Origin of the sequence: uncultured Roseibium sp. (assembly GCF_947494555.1) — a bacterium.
In the GTDB taxonomy this organism is placed as follows: Bacteria; Pseudomonadota; Alphaproteobacteria; order Rhizobiales; family Stappiaceae; genus Roseibium.
The window spans coordinates 1,699,312-1,716,963 of sequence record NZ_CANLVF010000001.1 but is presented as its reverse complement, the minus strand read 5'-3'; the positions used below and the strand labels follow the sequence as shown (position 1 = coordinate 1,716,963).

The window sequence follows — 17,652 nt, the reverse complement described above, 5'->3', positions numbered from 1 at the left end:
TCTGCCGGCGGGATCCTGTGAGGCGTGTCCGGTGACAGTGATGTTACCGGGGCTGACAGCGATGCAGCGCGATAACAGTGACAATTGATCCGGTTTAAAGCGGCAGGCCGAACCAAAGTGCGGCGATGCCCAAAAACGCGAAAAAACCGACCACGTCGGTGACCGTTGTGACGAAGACGCTCGAGGCGATTGCGGGGTCGACGTTCAGTCGGTCCAGGGCAATCGGGATGAGCAGTCCGGACAAGCCGGCAAAAAGCATATTGATGATGATTGCGGCGGCAATCACGATGCCAAGACCCGGGCTCGCGAACCACAGCCACGCTGTTATCCCGATAAGGATCGCAAGCGCTATTCCGTTGACCGCGCTTACCAGAACTTCGCGATTGAGAACACGGAGCATGTTGCGGGCGCTGAGCTCCTGTGTCGCGATCCCGCGGACTGCAACTGTCATGGTTTGCGTTCCCGCGTTCCCGCCCATCGACGCGACAATGGGCATCAAGACCGCCAGCGCCACCATCGCTTCGATCGTGTCTTCGAAGAGCGCTATGACAACCGATGCCAGGATTGCCGTGCCGAGGTTGACAACGAGCCACGCGAGGCGCGAGCGGGCAATCGTCACGACACTGTCCGAAATCTCCTCGTCGCCAACGCCGGCGAGCGCACGCAGGTCTTCTTCCGCCTCTTCCTGGATCACGTCAACGATGTCGTCGACGGTTAGAACGCCAACCAGCCGTTCGTTTTCGTCCACGACTGCCGAAGAAACCAGATTGTAACGCTCGAACCGGCGCGCGACTTCCTCCTGATCTTCGATCGCAAGAACCGCCTGGCGGGTTTCCTCCATGATCGAAGTGACTTTCTCCGCACGCTTTGTGCGCAGGATCTTGTCCAGATGGACCGATCCAAGCAGCTTGAACGCAGGATCGACCACGTAGATCTCATAAAAACTGTCCGGCAGGTCCCGTGCTTCGCGCATGTAATCGATCGTCTGGCCAACTGTCCAAAAGGGAGCAACAGCAATGAATTCGCTTTGCATCCGCCGGCCCGCGCTTTCCTCCGGATAATCCAGCGCCTTTTTCAGCTGAGCCCGGTCGGAATATGGCAGCTCTTCCAAAATAGCCGCCTGGTCGACCTCGTCGAGGTCTTCCAGAATGTAGACCGCATCATCGGAATCCAGGTCGCCCAGCCCTTCGGCGATCACGTCGTTGGGCAGGTCTTCCAGAACCTGCAGTCGAACGGCCTCATCGGTCTCCGTCAGAGCCGTGTAGTCGAACTCCTCCCCAAGAAGGCGGATAAAGGCCGCACGTTCGTCAGCATTGAGCGTTTCAAGAAGGTCGCCGGTATCGGCTTCGTGCAGGTCGCCCGCAAGCCCCCTTAGAGACGTTCGGTCTTCGGCTTCGATTGCATCTTCAACCGCTGCAATAAAATCGGGATTGAGCCGCTCTTCCTCGTCTCGAACCGGTATCTGCGGTTCCGGGGAGGCCGTGATGTCAAGCTCAGCTGCTTCGCTCATGCTCTGCCCCCCTTGCCGGATGTTTCAGGTCCTACATGCTCAGAACTAGCCTTTGCGAACGCAAAGTACCACCGCAAAAGCGGTCATGGTCCACAGGCCCGCATTCTTCTAACTGATGCAGGCTGTCATCGTTTTTTCGGCACAGTCCGCATCTGTTCAAAATCCGGCACATCCCTTTCCCCGGGCAACCTTGCGAAGCTGTTCAAGATAGGAGCGCGTCTTCACCGGCAAAATGGATTCGCTCGATGAAATGCAACGATCGAAACGCCGGAACGCCCGTTTCGCTCGCTCGCTTTTCAGACACACCCTCCCCTCAGCGAGCGTTTTCTGTTCCACAAACCAGAGCTGCTGGCACGTCATGGCGCCGAAACGCGCCGGATCTGTCGAAAGCGGTTGGGCAATCGAAGCGGACACGACAAAAAGCGGTATCAAGCCTGCAACCAAAAAGGTTGCACTGAGTTTGATTTTCCCCATGCCGCGCTTTCGACCTGTGATCCGGAAAAGACGCTCTCTGGTGCAACAGAAACGCTGCTCTGGCAAATGATTTCACCCGCCCCCGGCGCGCGATCCATCGACGATCTGTGGAGGCAGCGACATCTTGTATAGATGGGTCATGTGTGCACGCAAAACCTCCCAGGGGGCCAGTATGTTGAGTGACACGCCAAACTCCCGCGCGGTCCTTATCACCATCCTGCTGAGCGCCCGATTGTGCGTATGTGCAAACCGGGGAAAGAGATGATGGGCGCTGTGGGCATTTGCGCCGCCCGTCAGTGCAATCGCCAGTTTCGAAGTCGGTGACCAGTCGACTGCGGTCCGGATTTGATGATGCGCCCAATCGAGTGGAAGGTCCCCGTCACTGTCGGGATCGAAAAATTCGGCTGCATCGCTAATGTGACTGCCAACATTTATCGCGACAAACAACAAGGACGCGCAAGACACGAACACGATGTAATAGCATGCAAGAAACGCAATACCGTGCTCTGTCAGAACAAGTGGCAAAACCAGGAAGAGACAAATGTGGATGGTCTTTGACGCGGCGAACTCGACAATCGGCCAGACACCCGAAAATTTGTCCGGCCAGGTACGTCTTGCTTTGCGAAGGTGTTCAAAATCTTCCACAAACGCGAGGTGTGGCAGTACAAGCGCATACAGGAAAACGGCATACCAGCATTGAAACCTGTGCCATGTACGCCAGGGCTTGGACGGTGACAGCCTGAGTAAGCTTGACCCGTCAGCATCAATGTCGGTTCCGGCAATGTTCGGATACATATGATGAAGCCGCAGATGACGTTCTGCCCAGAGCTTTCCCGAAACTCCAATGAGCGAAAACCCGGCAAACAGGCAAATCGCATTCACCCATTTTGAAGTGGCAAATGATCCGTGGGCCGCATCATGACAAACCGTCGCGATCAAGGTGTAGATGCCTGCCCCCAGGACGGCGGCAGAAAGCAACAGAAGCCAGGGGGCGATATCCGTATAAGTCAGACTGTAGACTGCGGCACAGAACAGAAACAGCAGGCAGGATCTGAACCATTGGCCTATATCGGCGAACCTGCCCGTTTTGCTGAGGGAAAGATATCTGCCCGCACGGGCATTGAGCCGCGATGAAAACGCACTCTTTGGCTGGTAATTTGGCATTGTCTCACATCACTTGGTGATTTTGATTTATCACAGCGCCATAACTTGCAATCATGGATATTTGTAGGCAGAATTTTCTCGCAAAACGAGCACCACTCAACGCGCTATCGACAGATGGCCAACAAAGTTCGAACGACCATGGATATGTGATCACGGCGCAACCACCGCAATAGTGAGTGCGTTCATTTCAGGAAGCATTGGAAAGATCGACGGCATCCGGATCGACAGGATCGTGCCAGCGTTCTCAGATGGATTGTGTCGAGACGCAACGAAAACTACTTTTTTTGGACAAACCGAACGGTGCTGCAGTTGCTCCAAAAAGTCAGGAAGCAGAACATTCCTGCGGCTGCGTATCCATCGTCCAGTTCTGAACCGGCAAGGCCTTGAGCGAAGTCCGGAAAGGCGTGTCCTTGTGGATGCCTTTGCCGGTAAGAAGATTGACATCGCAGGTCCCCGATAGGGCCTCATCCAGGGTGTCGTAGTAGGAGAGCGTGTAGCCGGCCACCACAAACGTGTTGTTCCGGTACGCGATTGTCAGCACCTGCTCCCAGCGGCTCCGGCCGATCGAGGCGTTTTCGGAATAGACCTTGAGCGAGCCGTTCCCGGTTGCCTCAAGCCAGGGCGATTGGCCGTAAGACCCGCCTCGCCAGGCAATATCGCGCGCATGCGCAGCCTCGACCCAACCGTTCCCCGCATCCGTGAAAATATAGAGATCCGCGCTGCCGTCCGTATCCACCAGAACGGCCTTGTAGCGAAAAATGTCGCCATCGACCGGCACGATCTCAACACCTGAGACGTTGCTTGGCACAATTCCGGCATCTTCCGCCAGAAGACCGCTTGAAGTGGTTGGAATTGAGACCGCAAGCAAGGTTAAGGACGCAAGGCCTGAATAGAGGGTCTTCATATTTACTCCACGGCTCTTTTTGAAAAATCATTGTGTTGGCAGACAGGGAAAATCCGACTATCGCAGAGCCTTGAATTGCGGGCAATCTTCAGGCGGTCCTTTTTCAGGGCCGTATCTTTTCCACTCCCGGTTTCGTCTTTCCATCGAACGTTGACGTTTTGACGTTCAAAGAACGGAAAACCAGGGACAATTCCATGCCAATTCAAACCAATCCGCTTTGTCGCGTTTCTGCAATAGCCGTATGTTCAGTACTACTCATCTCGCCGGCATTGGCCGACAACCAACCTAGTTGGGGCTGGCACCCCGCACCGGCCACCCTTGTGCCGGGCGAAAGAACATCTGCCTGGACCGAGGAGGATGGGGCCAGCGGAAGCTACCTTTCACTGCGGACAGGAGACACTCATCAGCTTTCGCAAAACGGCAACGCTGCCAAGGCAGTCATTTTGGCCGGCGAGATCCGAACCGGCGACATATCCGTGGGATCTGGAGGGTATCTGCAAACTCCTGCCGGCGAAGAGAAATCGCTGAATTGTATGGCTTCGGACGGCTGCCTCCTCTTTCTGGAAGAAGAGACAAGGTTCGGCATTGATGAGGCGAAAGTGGTGCCCGCCGACGATATTCCCTGGCAGGACGTCCCGAATACCAATGGGAACGTAAGTCTTGCCTGGGTTTGGGGCGAGCGTGAGAGCGAGGCTCCGAGCAGCTTCTTCCTGAAATTCAAGCCCGGCTTTCCAGGCTTTCCTCACGAACACACCCACACGTATCGCGGCCTCGTTGTCAAAGGCGATTACCGGCACTGGGCACTCGAAGATGAAGGCCCGACGCGGCTGCCGGTTGGCGCAAATCTCTGGCAGGACGGAGACGCCGATCACGATGATGCTTGTGGTGCTGACGGAGACTGTGTGGCCTATTTCAGGATTGAAGGCCATTTCGACATCTTTCCGGCAGACTGATAGCCAGCGGCATGCGCGGGCGCTTGTTTTGCGCCCGCCTCCGGTCTCGTCCTCAGGTCAGGGCCTGAAATACACTGTTCTGAAGCACATACCGTGCAAAGTGAAAATCCTGGATACTCGCAACGCCATTGCTCTTCCAGGTGAGAATGATCAGATAGTCACCGCCGCTCGCATCCGTCACTTTGATTGCGCTTCTTCCTTCGACACATCCTGCCGTCAGATCAAGATCATGCATGTCGGCGTAATTTGCGAAATAGTGAGAAACCTCGGACTTTCCGCGCTTCTTGACCTTGGCAACCAGATCAAGGCGCACATCCTCAAGCAGAAGGTCCTTCACCGCCACAAAGTCGCGGGACATGAACAGGCTGACATATTTGCGCAGCAACGACGCTTCCTTGTCCGCAAGCGTGCTGGGCATCTCCTCGACGTGGTTTCTGTCGAGGCCTTTCAGGTTTTGACGCGCGCGATGGAGGGCCGACTTAACCGCGCCTGTACTTTGCTCCAGAATGACGGCGCACTCGGCAAGCGAATACCCGAAAACATCTTTCAGCAAGACGACGCTCCGTTGCAAAGGCGTCAAATGCATAAGAACGGAAAGGGCAAGCGATGCGTCTGATACCGCGTCAAGCGGTTCGATGTCTCCGCTGACAATATGATGGTCCTCCAAGGCGTCAAACCCGTGTTTTGCACGGGCGCGCAGGAAATCCAGAGCCCTGTTGTGAGAAATCCGCAAGAGCCAGGCCTCCGGATTGCGAACACCCTCCTCCGGCCAGCTTGCATAGGCTTTCGACAAGGCGTCCTGAACCAGATCCTCCGCCTCAAGCGCCGAGCCGATCATACGCGTACAATAGCGGTGAATTTTCGGGCGAAGCACAGCGAGGCTCCGTTCAAAAGCGTCCCTGTCATACATGACGCCTCCGTACCCGGTATTCGGGTGTGCGCTCTGCAGGCTCATTTTTCGAATACCTTCGCGATCCGCCAGGGCTCATAGGAAGCCATAAACCTGGCATCCTCAAAGTCGGGTCCGGATATGGTCCGGCCCGCAAGGTCGCCTGACCAGGCCTGGAACCCCTCCAGCTCATGCAGCGGCGCAACCCCGTCCGGCCTGTCGACGAGCGACACATGAAGGAAGTCCCCTTCGCCGAGCTGCAATGCCAGAAAGCCGTAATCAACTGGCGTGGTTCGGTGCAGATCATCGACGAGCTTCGTGAGCAGCTGCCGGTTCAAACCAGCCCTCTCGGGCCGCACCTGATAGCGAATGAGCTTACGATAAGGTCCAGTTGTCACGTGCTTCTCCTTGCAAAAGATGTACGAGACAAACGCCCCGCTTCAACAGTGACGTTTCAGGATCGCAAAAAGATACGGGTGTGATCAGAGAACTTCCGCGCGACGTTCGCTCATTGATGCGCGGCATGAACTAAGCGCCCCAAGGAGACACTTCTGACACCGGTTCATACCACTTCGGATGCGGTCGGGAGTTGTATCGCCGAATTTGAAAACAATGACCACGGCCTTACGCCAAATAACCAAAAGTAAGCAACCAGCCAGATTAAGTCTAAAAGGATAGATATGTCATTTTATCATTGCAAATTGAATAAATTTCTCAGCAAATATTTCCATATCCCGATTCCCACCGTCTACTGCTCGCGAAAAATATTAATCACGCTTGACCACATGTCCGTACTGGTGAATTCTAGACTTAATAAAAACGGTCATTCGCTTCGAAGCCACCAATCGGGTGCGCATTCCTAAGTCCGTATTGGAGATAATTGTGGGGTTGCAGACAAACGCAAAAGCCTGTGAAGCCGACGTTGAAACAGACGAGGCTGGTTTTCCAAGAAATATTGTTGCGCCTCTGCCCGAAGTACTGACGCAACGTGCTTCGGGTGAAATCATTTCCCGAAACGGTTTGCAATTCGAAATCCGGTGTTCCGCGCAAATCTTGTCCGCACGCCGTGCGGTATCTTGCCTTCTAAATCCTGAACCAGGCGACGTGGTTGCACTCCTGCAGACCCGCGAAGGTCTGTTTGTCACGGACGTGCTTATGCGGACCGGCACCGCTTCCGGAGAGATCACACTCAATGCGCCCGCAGAAGATGGAACGCCACAGGACCTGAAGCTGGCCGGCGGAAATCTGCGACTGGAGGCAGGCGGAAAGGTCGAAGTCTCCGGCAAGAGTATGGCGCTCCGCTTCGACGCCATCCTGATGACGGCTGACCAGGTCGCGATGGTCGGCAGGAAACTCATGACGTCGATGCAGGACATTGTCACCAGCGCCCGGAAACACCTGGCAAGCTTTGAGACAAGCTCGTTCCGCGCTCGGAACCGGATTGACCGGATTGAAGAGACGGACCAGTTGCGTGCAGGCAATATTCAGACTCAGGCAGAGAAAGTTGTGCTCACCAAAGCCGGATCCGCGCTGACGGTCGCCAAAGAAGACGTACGGTTGGATGGCAAACGCATTTCCATGGGCTAACGCCATCACGTAGTTCCCACCGGCCTGCTTTTGCCGGACTTCGAGGTTTCGAGCATGCGCGTTTTCAAACCCTTGCGTCTTGGATTACTGACCAAAACCGTCCCGCACAATGGCGCCGGGCTGTTTGTCATCTCGACCTTGACTGCGTTCGATCTTCTTGACCCGCGCGACATTCTCGCCGACGCCGCGCTTTGGCCCATCGTGGCCAAGGAGTTGCCCAAGGGCGCAATCTTCGACGCGGCCTATCCCAAGCCATCCGGCGAATTCTTCATTGCGGGCAAGGCGATGTCTGCGGAGCCCGTGCAGGCAATGAACGTGGCTGTATCTGTGGGAAGCCTGCAAAGGAAGCTGTCGGTATTCGGCGACCGGACATGGCAAGCGGGCCCGGACGGCCCGGTGCTTTCCCAGCCGGTCCCTTTCAATGAGATGCCTCTGACACCTGAGCGCGCATTCGGGGGCGAAAGCTACGCTGGCAATCCGGTAGGGCGCGGATCTGTTTCCGCCGATCTCGTCGCTCATACCGGTAGTGCGCCGCTGCCGAATGTCGAGCTGTCAGGTTTGGAGATCAAAACCATTACCGATCGGCCCCAGCCCGCTCTGGTTGGCCCGATCGCGATGGACGATCCTGCCCGCATGAAGCTGACCGGCACATTCGACAAGGCCTGGACATCACTGAAAATGCCAGAGTGGCCGGACGACTTCGACCCGCGCTACTACATGTCTGCTCCTCATCCGCAGCGTTTTGACCATTTCTTTCAAGGAGATGAGCCGGTGCGGGTGGTCGGCATGTCCGCGAACGCACCAGATGTACAAAGCCGGCTACCGGGCGTTCGGGCCCGGGCTTTTGTTGTCAAAGCCGGATCAGGAAGTAGCCTGATCGAAGTGCGGCTGCGCACGGACACGGCATGGATCTTTGGATCGGAACTCAAGGGCGTGGTCGTGAACCGGGGTTTCATCGACGTTTCCGACCGGGACGGAACCGAGATCAGCGACATCATGATCGCCTATGAATGGCTCGCTGACAGTCCCCGTTCGACCGAGCATTATCAGCACGTCTACGATCTCCGAAGCGATCCGGACGAAGGCTATAAGTACCTTCTTGCGGACAGCCAGTTGTCGCCTGAGGAGGACCCTGAGGAAACCGCACGTCGCGAGCAGGCGCGGATTGCCGAGACCAAGGCTCGGCTGGATAAGTGGGCCGAAGGCAGGCAATGGCGGCTGAAGCACCACTTCGCCGAATGCGGCCTGCCAGCATCACTCGTCCCGGCGATCGACGACCCCGATGTCCGACCCTTCATGCTGCCAAGCAAGGAAGACTTGGAACGCGGTGATGTCGATTTTGCGCGTATGATATCGGATGCGGAGGAGTTGCAGCAGGAAGCTGAGCTCAAAGCCAACGTGGCTCTGGCGGAGCTGGACGGGATTTTAAACCAGCTTGAGCTGCCCAAAAGCAACATTCCCAAAGCAAATCCCGAGATATTGGGACAGTCTGTGGAAGCGGTTTCGACGGGCAAAGGCTTCCTTCCGGGCACCAACGAAATTCTGCCACAGGGTGAACTCAACGCGCTCCTCGAGGGATTTAAGCAAGTTGCGCCCGCTGACCAGCAGGTACCCGCGGAACCCGATGCAGAGAGCGCTTTCGAGGCGGCGCGCAACCGTTTCATCGGCTCGCTCTCGTCTGAACTCATGGAGCCCGCCAGAACGCTGGTTGAGAACATGCCCCAGACAGGAAGTGCTGAGGAGCTCCAGCTCGGCGACGTAGCCGCTGCAGAAATAGAAACCGGTGGGGACGATGCACTTGCTGCCTATCTTGCCGAGAGCTTTCCGGCAGCTGGTGGGGTAGACGGCTCTACGCCGCTCGACACAATAACGTCCGCTCTTTCTCAAGCGCCCGCAGACCCGGCTGTCGGGGATACAGGCGCCGAGCAGGCGAAAGCAAAACTCGCTGAGGCCGAAGAGAACCTGGATGACGCCCTGCTTTTCGCACGGCGAAATGCTGCGGAGCAGATCGCGCCCCTGACGCCCTTGGGAGAGCTGGCAGCAGCTCGGTTTGGCGAATACATCCGTGACCACGTGGCCAATGGCGGCACACTGGCAGGACGTGACATGGCAGGTGCATCCTTGGGTGCGCTTGAACACGACGGTGTGGATCTGACCGGAAGTTTTCTGGAGGCCTGTAACCTTTCGGGCGCGCGCCTTCGCCGGGCCAACGCTGTTGACACCGTCTTTGCCGGCGCTACCCTTTCTAAGGCCGATTTCTCCGGTGCCGACATGACACGGGCGAACCTTTCGAAAGTCGGTGCAACGCAATGCGGTTTCCGAGAGGCCCGGTTCAGCGGATCGACCATTGTCGGCGCAAACTTTTCCGGCTGCGACTTTTCCGGTGCCGTGTTCGAGGACTGCACTTTCTTAGAGTGCGCGCTTCCCAACACAACCCTGAGCGGTGCAACCCTGAAAGACTGTTCCTTTGTGAACTGCGATCTGACTGAGCTCAAAGCCGACAGACTACGTCTTGAAAAAACCGTGTTCCTGTCCTGCCCCCTTGACGCATCGGACTGGTCAGACGCGGTACTCCAAAAGGCGAGTTTTGCGGACACGAGCTTTCGTGCCGCTGTCTTTTCCCGGGCCACGTTAGACGAGTGCGGCTGGTTCGGGCCCACCGACATGACATCTGTAAAGTTCACGGACGTTCAAGCCGCCAAATGCGGTCTGCAGGACGCCCGAATGCCGGAGGCCGATTTCCTCCGCGCCATCTTCAACGGCTGCAATCTGGCCTCCGCCAATCTGGAAGCTGCCGACATGCGGCTCGCTTCCTTCAAGGAGAGCCTGTTTGCGTTCGCGCGGATTCGTGGCGCCGACATGTTCGGTGCCAATCTCCTGGGCGCAAGTTTCCACGGCGCCGACTTGCGGCAAAGCAGTTTCCGGTCGGCGAATTTCTTCCGCACCGACTTGTCCGATGCCAAACTCGCCTTTGCCGATTTCACCCGTTCCAACATGGAGCTGACCAACATGGAGGCACGGGTATGATCACGCCTGAAGATCTTGCCGACTTCATACGCTATGATGAGCCTGTGCTTGAAGCCGACTTGTCCGGCTGCGACTTTAGCGGGATGAAGATGGCAAAAGGAAACTTCGTGGAGTGTAATTTCACGGGGGCCAATCTGACAGGCGCTGATCTCAGCGGCAGTATTTTCAGCGAGTGCAACCTGGATTCGGTGATCTTTGACCACACAAATCTGGACGACGCAGTTTTTGTTAAGTCTGCGCTCGGTCGGGCAAACCTTGCGGGAGCACATCTGGAAAGTGTTTCGTTTCTCGATACAGACCTTGCTGGCAGCGATCTGAGCGGCAGCAACCTCGTCGGCTGCCAGTTCCTGAAGACTGATCTCAGTTATCTCGTTTTCAGCAGCGCTGCGTTTCAAAAATGCGCTTTCGTCGACTGCCCCAGCGCGCAGATCAATCTGAACGACGCGCTGCTTGATACCACTTCCTTTGTAGACATCGACCTGTCGAATGCGGCCTTCGAGAAAGTGATCTGCCAATCCGTAATGTTCCTGCGGTGCGATCTGACCGGGATCGACTTCTCGGATACGCCGGTCATGCAGTGCACATTCATGGAAAGCGACATGAATGGATGCCGGTTCGAACGCGCCGACTTGAGCGGCAGCCTGCTGGTCGGGAGCGAACTGGCGGGCAGCTCCTTTGCCGGGGCAATCGCGGAGATGACGTTGTTTTGCAACGCGAACCTGAAAGAAGCAGTCTTTTCTGGCGCACGTCTTGAGATGGCGAACTTCAGCGGCAGCGATTTGCGTATGGCGAACCTCTCGGCCAGTTCCTGCGAAAAGGCGCAATTCGACAAGGCCGATTGCCGGGGCACCGAATTTGCGGGCAGCGATCTTCGACTGGCAAACCTGGCGAATTGCAATCTTGAGGGCGCAAACCTGTCGCGTGCTACCTTGAACCTTGCTGATTTCCACAATGCGAGCTTGACCTCGGCGTTGACCGACGGTGCACACGGCTCAGTCCGTCAAACCGATCAGCAGCGGCTGATCTGCGAAATTTACGATCCACGGGCCATCGGCTAGCGGGAGGAGAAAGAGCGTGTTTTGCAACAACCAGAACGGTACGACCAGCTTGGGAATGCCGGATGTGTGTAACGTCACGACCCCGGCAGGACCGGTTCCGACGCCTTTCGTGAATATAGCGCTATCCTCGACAGCGGTTCCCAACGTGTTCAATGTGTTCTTAAGCGGCGGTCTGGCGCATAACATGCTGACGTCGACGACGATCACAAGTGGCGATGAAGCGGGCGTTGCAATGGGTGTGGCTTCGGGCACGATCATCGGACCGTCCCGGTATCTGATTGGTTCTGTGGCGGTTTTCTACGGCACAGCCCCGGCGACCAGGCTGACTGGAACAACGCTTCAGAACTCAACGAATGCACCCGGTACGACGCTGGTTCCGAGCCAGTTTTCTGTAATGGCCCTGAGCTGAAACAGGAAACTGGACCCGAAAGTCTGACAGGAGAACGGCATGACAGATCCAACAACCGTCGACGACGCCGACTATCGCGCCGGACAGACCAATCCGAACGAACTCCTCAACACCACGCTACTTTTACCGGACACAGGTAGCAAGGACGCAGCGACGAGCGCGCTGACAATCGACAACAGCAGCTTCCTGAGGCTCGGTGAATACGACGCGGCCGAGGAAGGCGCACGCTCGCCAAGCCACCTGGAAAATCCGGCCAGCGGTGTGCTGGTACAAACCACTGGGGGTCTCTTTTTCACGATCAACCAGGATGCGTATCAGCAGTACAAGGCGAACCTCGACCTCCACGTCGGGGGGAATGTCACGGAGACGATTGAAGGCAACAACTCAACCACGATTTCAGGTACCAACGATGTCCACACGGCCGGGTTGAGCCGGCATTCCGGGCAGAGCTTCGTAATCTCAACCGGCAGCTACACCGATGTACAGCCCGCTACGGCGCAGGACATTCGTCTGAAGTCGGACAACCAGATCAACTTGAACAGCGATACAGGTGTCGAGTTGACCGTCGGCACCGAATATCATGCCAAGCTCAATTCTTCCGGGCAGTGGAAAACGCAGTTGAAGGACGAAATCGCGGTCACGACAGGAACGACCCACAGCCGCTTCGGTGGGGCGACGATGTCCGAACACTACGGTGGGACGTTCTCATTCCTGATCGGGGGAACCCTCACAATCACGTTCTCAATCAGCATCACAATAAACCTGCTGCTCGGAATAACCGTGTCGAGCATGTCAGTTTCGGCAACCGGAATGTCCGTATCCGCGACAGGTATGTCCATAGGTGCGACCAATATCGGTGTGAGCATCACAAACCTCGCGGTGCAGAGAACGGTAACCCAGGTGAAAACAAAGGATGCGGAGGTCAAGCAGGCCAGCGCCATCCTGAACAAGTCCGGCATCAAACTCGCTTCGGGAATGAATATTCTGACCTCCTAAAATTCCGATCAGCCGCGGATCATGCCGGAAATGAACCTGACGTCGTCTGAAAAATGCGCTGCGGCCGAAACGCTGATGGGCAAGGGCCAATTCGAGGATGCCGAATACCTGCTGGACCAGGTATTGGACAGCCACCCCCAGGACGTAACTGCTCTGAACGCCAAAAGCGGACTGCTCGCGCGGACCGGCAAGATAGCGGATGCGAAACATCTGCTGCAGGTCGCCCATGAAATCGATCCTGAGAGCCCGGCCGTCCTGACCAACCTGGCCAATCTGGCCCTGCTTGAGAACCGGACGTCCGACGCATTGGAATTTCTGAAGCAGGCCAACAACGCGGACCCTGATTATCTGGCCGCAGTCCTCTTGCGGGGCCAGGTTCACAACTTTGCCGGCGAACGCAGCGCGGCAGCGGAGTGGCTGACAAAAGCCTCGGAACTGGCACCGGGTGATGCCGACGTACTCGCAGCTTGCGGGAAATTCGAACTGGAGCAGCAGAAATTTGCAGAAGCGCTTGCCATGTTCGAAAAGGCGCTCGAACTACGGCCTGACAACGTCGCGGCACTCACGGGAATGTCGCGTCTGCGCTGCATGACAGGTGAATTCAGCCTGGCGGGAGAACTCGCAAAGAAGGCCCACTTGCAGGCCCCCCAGAATGCGGATGTTACCGCCGGCCTGGCGCAGATCTATCTGCTGAGCGGCGCGCTTTCCGAAGCGCAGAAACTGACGGACAGGATCAAAAAGCGATATGCCGACTATGCGCCGGTGGTGGTCCTGGATGCGGAAATCGCTATTGCGCGTGGCGAGACCGCGCGGGCGCTCGCAGATTGCGCCGCCTGGCTGCGCAAAGCGCCTCAGGACCAATCCCGCCTGCTTGCCTTCCTCAAGCTCCTGAAAAGCGCCGGCAACTGGGAGCAATTGCTCGCCATGTGCGAAAAGCTTCCCAGTGATCTTCAATCGTCCGATCCCGTGGCCAGCTTGCGCGAGGAAGCCCTTCTGGCGCGCGGCCGCGTCGAGGAGAGCTGGCGGTCCTGGTCGACGCGGCGGGCGTTACCGGTTGAACGCCCTACCTCACCGGTGAAAGTCGCGCTGCCGCCCTATGCACCGCTTCCGGACGAACTGGTCCTGATGCGGTTCGCCAACACCTGGGCGGGCTCCGGCCCGGTGGAGCTGAGCGGAAAGACGCCACTTAGAAGCGTCTGGGAACGGCTTGAATGCGCTGCAAAGCTTCAGTGGCAGACGGAGGTGCAGGAAGAACAACCGGACCTTCTGGCGGATCTTTGCGCCCGTACCATTCTCCACGCGCCTGAAAAGACGCCTTTCACCCCTTATCTCGCCCCGGACCCGGTCCGGCGGGCCGTATGGGATGCCGCGCTGCCGAAAGACAGAGGACTGCGCATCGGTGTTTTTTGGCAGGCCCGCCCGCCCGGCCTTTTGATCGATCATTTGCAGGACATTCTTTCAGATCTGAATATTGTTCCGGTGAGCCTGCAATTCGATGACAGCCGCCACCAGCTGCGCACCTGGCCGGGTGTTTTGGACGCCGGCAAGGCTCTGGAAAGCCTCGGCGACCTTGTAAATCTGATCGATTGCCTGGATATGGTCGTTGGCCCGGACGGGGTGCCGCTGCATATCGCAGGCGCGCTTGGCCGCCCGGGTATCGCCCTGCTTCAGGAAAATCACGAATGGTACTGGGCAGGAGACGGGACCAGCAGCCTTTGGTACCCGTCCGTGAAACGCATTGTTTCGCCGGTTGGACCTGACTGGGCAGCGGCCAAACCTGCCCTACGGGCGGCACTCGAATTCAAAGACGCCTGACCCCTCAGGCCCGTCCTACAGTCTCAGACGAATGCTGCGACCAGACCGTAATTCAAGGCTATTGCCTCAACTTGAGTTGATCGCCAACTCGCTTCTTAATTCACTCCCACCGGCCCAACAGCTCTGCCTGGGGCACAAAGTGTGAAGCGAATGCATCAGCCCGTGCCTGGAGAAGAACTCTGCGCCCTTCTCTCGACCTGACGGAGACGAGATCGGCATCCGAGACAAGAGCCGTCCAGCGTTCCAGGAACACCTCTGCATCCGCCTTCCTTCGCGCGATCCTGTCGGGAACCGGATGATAGTCGACCATCTTCTTGCCGAAGAGGCCGACGCGACGGACGATCAAATATTTCGGGCTTTCAATCGGCCCCAGCAATTGCTTCATCGCATCGAGAAACAGGGCGCATTCCTTTGCTTCAGCGCCTTCCAGCGTGCAGAAACTGTCACCAGCATAGGTATTGACAGTGAGTGTCAGTTTTCCCAGAGGCGTCCTGATGTCGCCGGTGTGGATCATGGTCTGCAACACCGCCTGCCCCAGTTGCGACATGTTCCCGCGCAGCGTTCTGTTTTGAATGGCAAGACGGATCGTGCGCAGCGGATTTCCGCCCTCCTTGAGTGCAAAGACAAACACCACCACGACGGCCAGACCCATGAACGCGAGAATACCGGGCGGAAGATCCTTCTGAGACAGGATCACGAGAATTGCCGTTACCAGAACAGAGCCCAGACCAAGCGAACTCATCTGGTTCCGATAGACCCAGGTCTGCGACGGTCTGCGGGTGGTCACCATACGCCGCAACAGGGCTTTTTCGCCAAAAGTTTCGAGAGCCCCACGCCAACGCGTGAACAGCAAATCCCTCTTCGCACTTCTGGTAAATGCCTTCGCATTTTGGTGCTCCAGGGTTTCGTGGATCCAGCTGGCCTCCGGAAACCCCATACGGCCAATGCCCGTCTCGATATAGGGCGGGTCGGCAACGCTCAATCCCTCAAATGCCCGGAACCTCCTACTGAGATCGTCCCAGTCATCGCCAAGCAGACCGCTCAGGCGAGCAGGATTAGTCTTCGCCGGAGTAATCGGGTTCAGCGACTGGACTTTGTTGCGAACACTTTCGAGCGAAACCTGCTGTTCCAGGCTGTTAACGCAGGCCAGATGCCAGATATTCGCAGTCTTGTTCGGCTTGTCAGGGTCAATCCGGATTGCCCGTCCGCGCATCTGGTTGGACAGCATGAACGAGCCGACAGTGGAGGCCAATACGAGCGTGTTGATGCAGGGCGCGTCCCATCCCTCACCCAAAAGTGCCTGCGTTCCAACGAGGATCGTGACACCTCCCTGCTCGAACACGGAGGTCACAAGATGAACAGTCTCGTGACGGTAGCGCGATTTCAGTTCAATCTCGGCGTAGTCAGCGTCATGCGGCAGAGGTCGCATGTTGAAATCCTGCTTCCCAATTCCCTTTTGCGCAGCAGCGCTCTCAAACAAGTAAATGGCATCCACCGGCAGGATCACCAGCGAGCCAGTCAGCAATCCGACCTTGTAGAGATACTCGCCCTTGTGCCGAAGAGTTTCGAAAAGCGGAACAGCTCCAATCTTGACTGGCTCATAGTGTTGCTGGCCCGGCGACGGTGTCAGGTCGCGGTAGATGTAGTCCGTCAGCACCACCATCCGCAGGGCTGGTCCGAGGCTGGAGCTTTCTGCCGCGACAATAGTTTTGATGCTCTGGATCTTGCCGAGACTGTTTCTGAGGCGTCGGTCGATTTCATCCACCTCAGCCAGCATGGGCTTGCCGCGCCGCAGCGCACCAAAGGATCTTAAGTTTTTCAGGATTTCCTGCCTTAACCCGTTGTCCTCAAACCACCTTGATGCATCTCCCGAGGTCGCACCGGTGACCAGTGATTCCAGAAAATCGCGATCCAGCGCAGGCAGGTGCTCCAACTCCACGGCGAAGAGCGCGAGCGCATCTTTGGGCACCGGTCTTCCGGCCGCCTTCAAAAACACCAGCGCTGCAACAACGAATGCGGAGTTTGAAAAGATCTCCTCTTCATATTTGAAAGGCGCTGAAAACCAGGGAATGGTCTCAAGGCAGGAAAGAAACGCATTGTCGTTCAATAGACCATGCGCGAAGGCGTTCACGCTTTTCCAGAACGCATCGATGAATTCCGTTTCCGAGGCAGTCGGCGACGCCAGACAGATGAGATCCTGGTGCGGGCAAAGATCACCGGCTCTGACCAGTTCGGGGACCGAAATCTCGCAATCGATCGGCCCGCACAGATCCTCATAATTTGCCCATTCCGACGCGCTGACGTCGTAGGGCGGCGTGGCCGTCAACGCAACCGTCGTTACATCGCGCGGCAACGCGTTCCTCAGTTCCACCAGCGACCTTTGCCAGTCCTTGCGCAGGTGATGCGCCTCATCGAAGATCAGGGTGCCGACGCCGATCTCCTTGAACTGCCTGACCAGATCCAGGTCTGCCGCATCTGCCGCCTCCCCGGTTTCTTCATCGGCCGCCCCGGTAAGCGCCGCGTGAAAGCCCTGATAGGTCGTGATGGTCAGCAGCGCCGGCCGCCGGATATCCATCGAAATCCAACCCTGATCCGCACATTCTGGAAGAAACAGATCAATAAGCCGGTGTTTCCACTGGTTCCGGATCGCAAGAGAAGGCGCAAAGACAATCGCTGGCCTTGCCAGCCTGCCCATTACCTCCAGCCCGAGAACGGTTTTGCCGGACCCGGGTGCTGCAACAACATGAAGCTGCGCATCATCCAGATGCGACGTCAGCTCATCAAGAACGCGTTTCTGATAGGCCCGCCAAGGATACTTGAACTGAAGGTTTTCCAACGCTTACCCGGCAACTTTCAAATTTGAAAA

14 protein-coding genes are annotated in these 17,652 nt (G+C 57.0%); 7 read left to right on the top strand and 7 right to left on the bottom strand.

Translation table 11 applies throughout. From position 1 onward, the window contains the following. Window positions 1-94 precede the first annotated feature (94 nt). The 4 genes from mgtE to Q0915_RS07905 all read right to left on the bottom strand — a co-directional run bounded on the left by mgtE (window position 95) and on the right by Q0915_RS07905 (window position 4,052). On the bottom strand, window positions 95-1,510 hold the full coding sequence (gene mgtE / locus Q0915_RS07920) for a magnesium transporter (protein ID WP_299481734.1): 1,416 nt from the start codon (window positions 1,508-1,510) through the stop codon (window positions 95-97). 156 nt (window positions 1,511-1,666) lie between these two features. Further along, complete coding sequence (locus Q0915_RS07915) at window positions 1,667-1,984, bottom strand: hypothetical protein (protein WP_299481731.1); 318 nt, start codon at window positions 1,982-1,984, stop codon at window positions 1,667-1,669. A 72-nt stretch (window positions 1,985-2,056) separates the two neighbouring features. Beyond that, window positions 2,057-3,148, bottom strand: a complete 1,092-nt coding sequence (locus Q0915_RS07910) for a fatty acid desaturase (protein WP_299481728.1) — start codon at window positions 3,146-3,148, stop codon at window positions 2,057-2,059. Window positions 3,149-3,470: 322 nt separating this feature from the next. Further along, window positions 3,471-4,052 carry a hypothetical protein gene (locus Q0915_RS07905; RefSeq protein WP_299481725.1) on the bottom strand — a complete coding sequence of 194 codons (582 nt, stop codon included), beginning with the start codon at window positions 4,050-4,052 and terminating at the stop codon, window positions 3,471-3,473. Between the two features lie 320 nt (window positions 4,053-4,372). Here Q0915_RS07905 and Q0915_RS07900 point away from each other — a divergent pair, with 320 nt between their 5' ends. Beyond that, window positions 4,373-5,005: a DUF4437 domain-containing protein gene (locus tag Q0915_RS07900; RefSeq protein ID WP_299481722.1), complete on the top strand. Its 633-nt coding sequence runs from the start codon at window positions 4,373-4,375 to the stop codon at window positions 5,003-5,005. A gap of 52 nt (window positions 5,006-5,057) precedes the next feature. Here the strand turns inward: Q0915_RS07900 and Q0915_RS07895 are convergent, their stop codons facing one another. Together Q0915_RS07895 and Q0915_RS07890 are read right to left on the bottom strand one after the other, a co-directional pair. Beyond that, window positions 5,058-5,960: a sigma-70 family RNA polymerase sigma factor gene (locus Q0915_RS07895; RefSeq protein ID WP_299481719.1), complete on the bottom strand. Its 903-nt coding sequence runs from the start codon at window positions 5,958-5,960 to the stop codon at window positions 5,058-5,060. Beyond that, window positions 5,957-6,292, bottom strand: a complete 336-nt coding sequence (locus Q0915_RS07890; RefSeq protein ID WP_299481716.1) for a hypothetical protein — start codon at window positions 6,290-6,292, stop codon at window positions 5,957-5,959. The genes Q0915_RS07895 and Q0915_RS07890 overlap by 4 nt, the downstream gene beginning before the upstream one ends. A 484-nt stretch (window positions 6,293-6,776) precedes the next feature. Here Q0915_RS07890 and Q0915_RS07885 point away from each other — a divergent pair, with 484 nt between their 5' ends. From Q0915_RS07885 to Q0915_RS07860, 6 genes are read left to right on the top strand one after another with little or no spacing between them, the layout of a single operon-like run. Then, window positions 6,777-7,481, top strand: coding sequence for a DUF3540 domain-containing protein (locus tag Q0915_RS07885; protein WP_299481713.1), 705 nt, complete (start codon window positions 6,777-6,779; stop codon window positions 7,479-7,481). Window positions 7,482-7,535: 54 nt separating this feature from the next. Beyond that, window positions 7,536-10,508: a DUF2169 domain-containing protein gene (locus tag Q0915_RS07880; protein WP_299481710.1), complete on the top strand. Its 2,973-nt coding sequence runs from the start codon at window positions 7,536-7,538 to the stop codon at window positions 10,506-10,508. Continuing rightward, the gene (locus Q0915_RS07875; protein WP_299481707.1) at window positions 10,505-11,566 is read left to right on the top strand and encodes a pentapeptide repeat-containing protein; all 1,062 of its coding nucleotides are present in this window, start codon (window positions 10,505-10,507) and stop codon (window positions 11,564-11,566) included. Before Q0915_RS07880 ends, Q0915_RS07875 begins: the two co-directional genes overlap by 4 nt. A 16-nt stretch (window positions 11,567-11,582) precedes the next feature. Further along, the gene (locus tag Q0915_RS07870; RefSeq protein WP_299481704.1) at window positions 11,583-11,975 is read left to right on the top strand and encodes a DUF4150 domain-containing protein; all 393 of its coding nucleotides are present in this window, start codon (window positions 11,583-11,585) and stop codon (window positions 11,973-11,975) included. Window positions 11,976-12,014: 39 nt separating this feature from the next. After that, window positions 12,015-12,971, top strand: coding sequence for a hypothetical protein (locus tag Q0915_RS07865; protein WP_299481701.1), 957 nt, complete (start codon window positions 12,015-12,017; stop codon window positions 12,969-12,971). A gap of 21 nt (window positions 12,972-12,992) precedes the next feature. Beyond that, window positions 12,993-14,786 (top strand): tetratricopeptide repeat protein, encoded by a 1,794-nt coding sequence (locus Q0915_RS07860; RefSeq protein WP_299481698.1) that lies wholly within the window; start codon window positions 12,993-12,995, stop codon window positions 14,784-14,786. Window positions 14,787-14,886: 100 nt separating this feature from the next. On the opposite strand, the gene Q0915_RS07855 is transcribed toward Q0915_RS07860, so the two are convergent. Beyond that, window positions 14,887-17,622, bottom strand: coding sequence for a DEAD/DEAH box helicase family protein (locus Q0915_RS07855; RefSeq protein WP_299481695.1), 2,736 nt, complete (start codon window positions 17,620-17,622; stop codon window positions 14,887-14,889). Window positions 17,623-17,652: the final 30 nt, after the last annotated feature.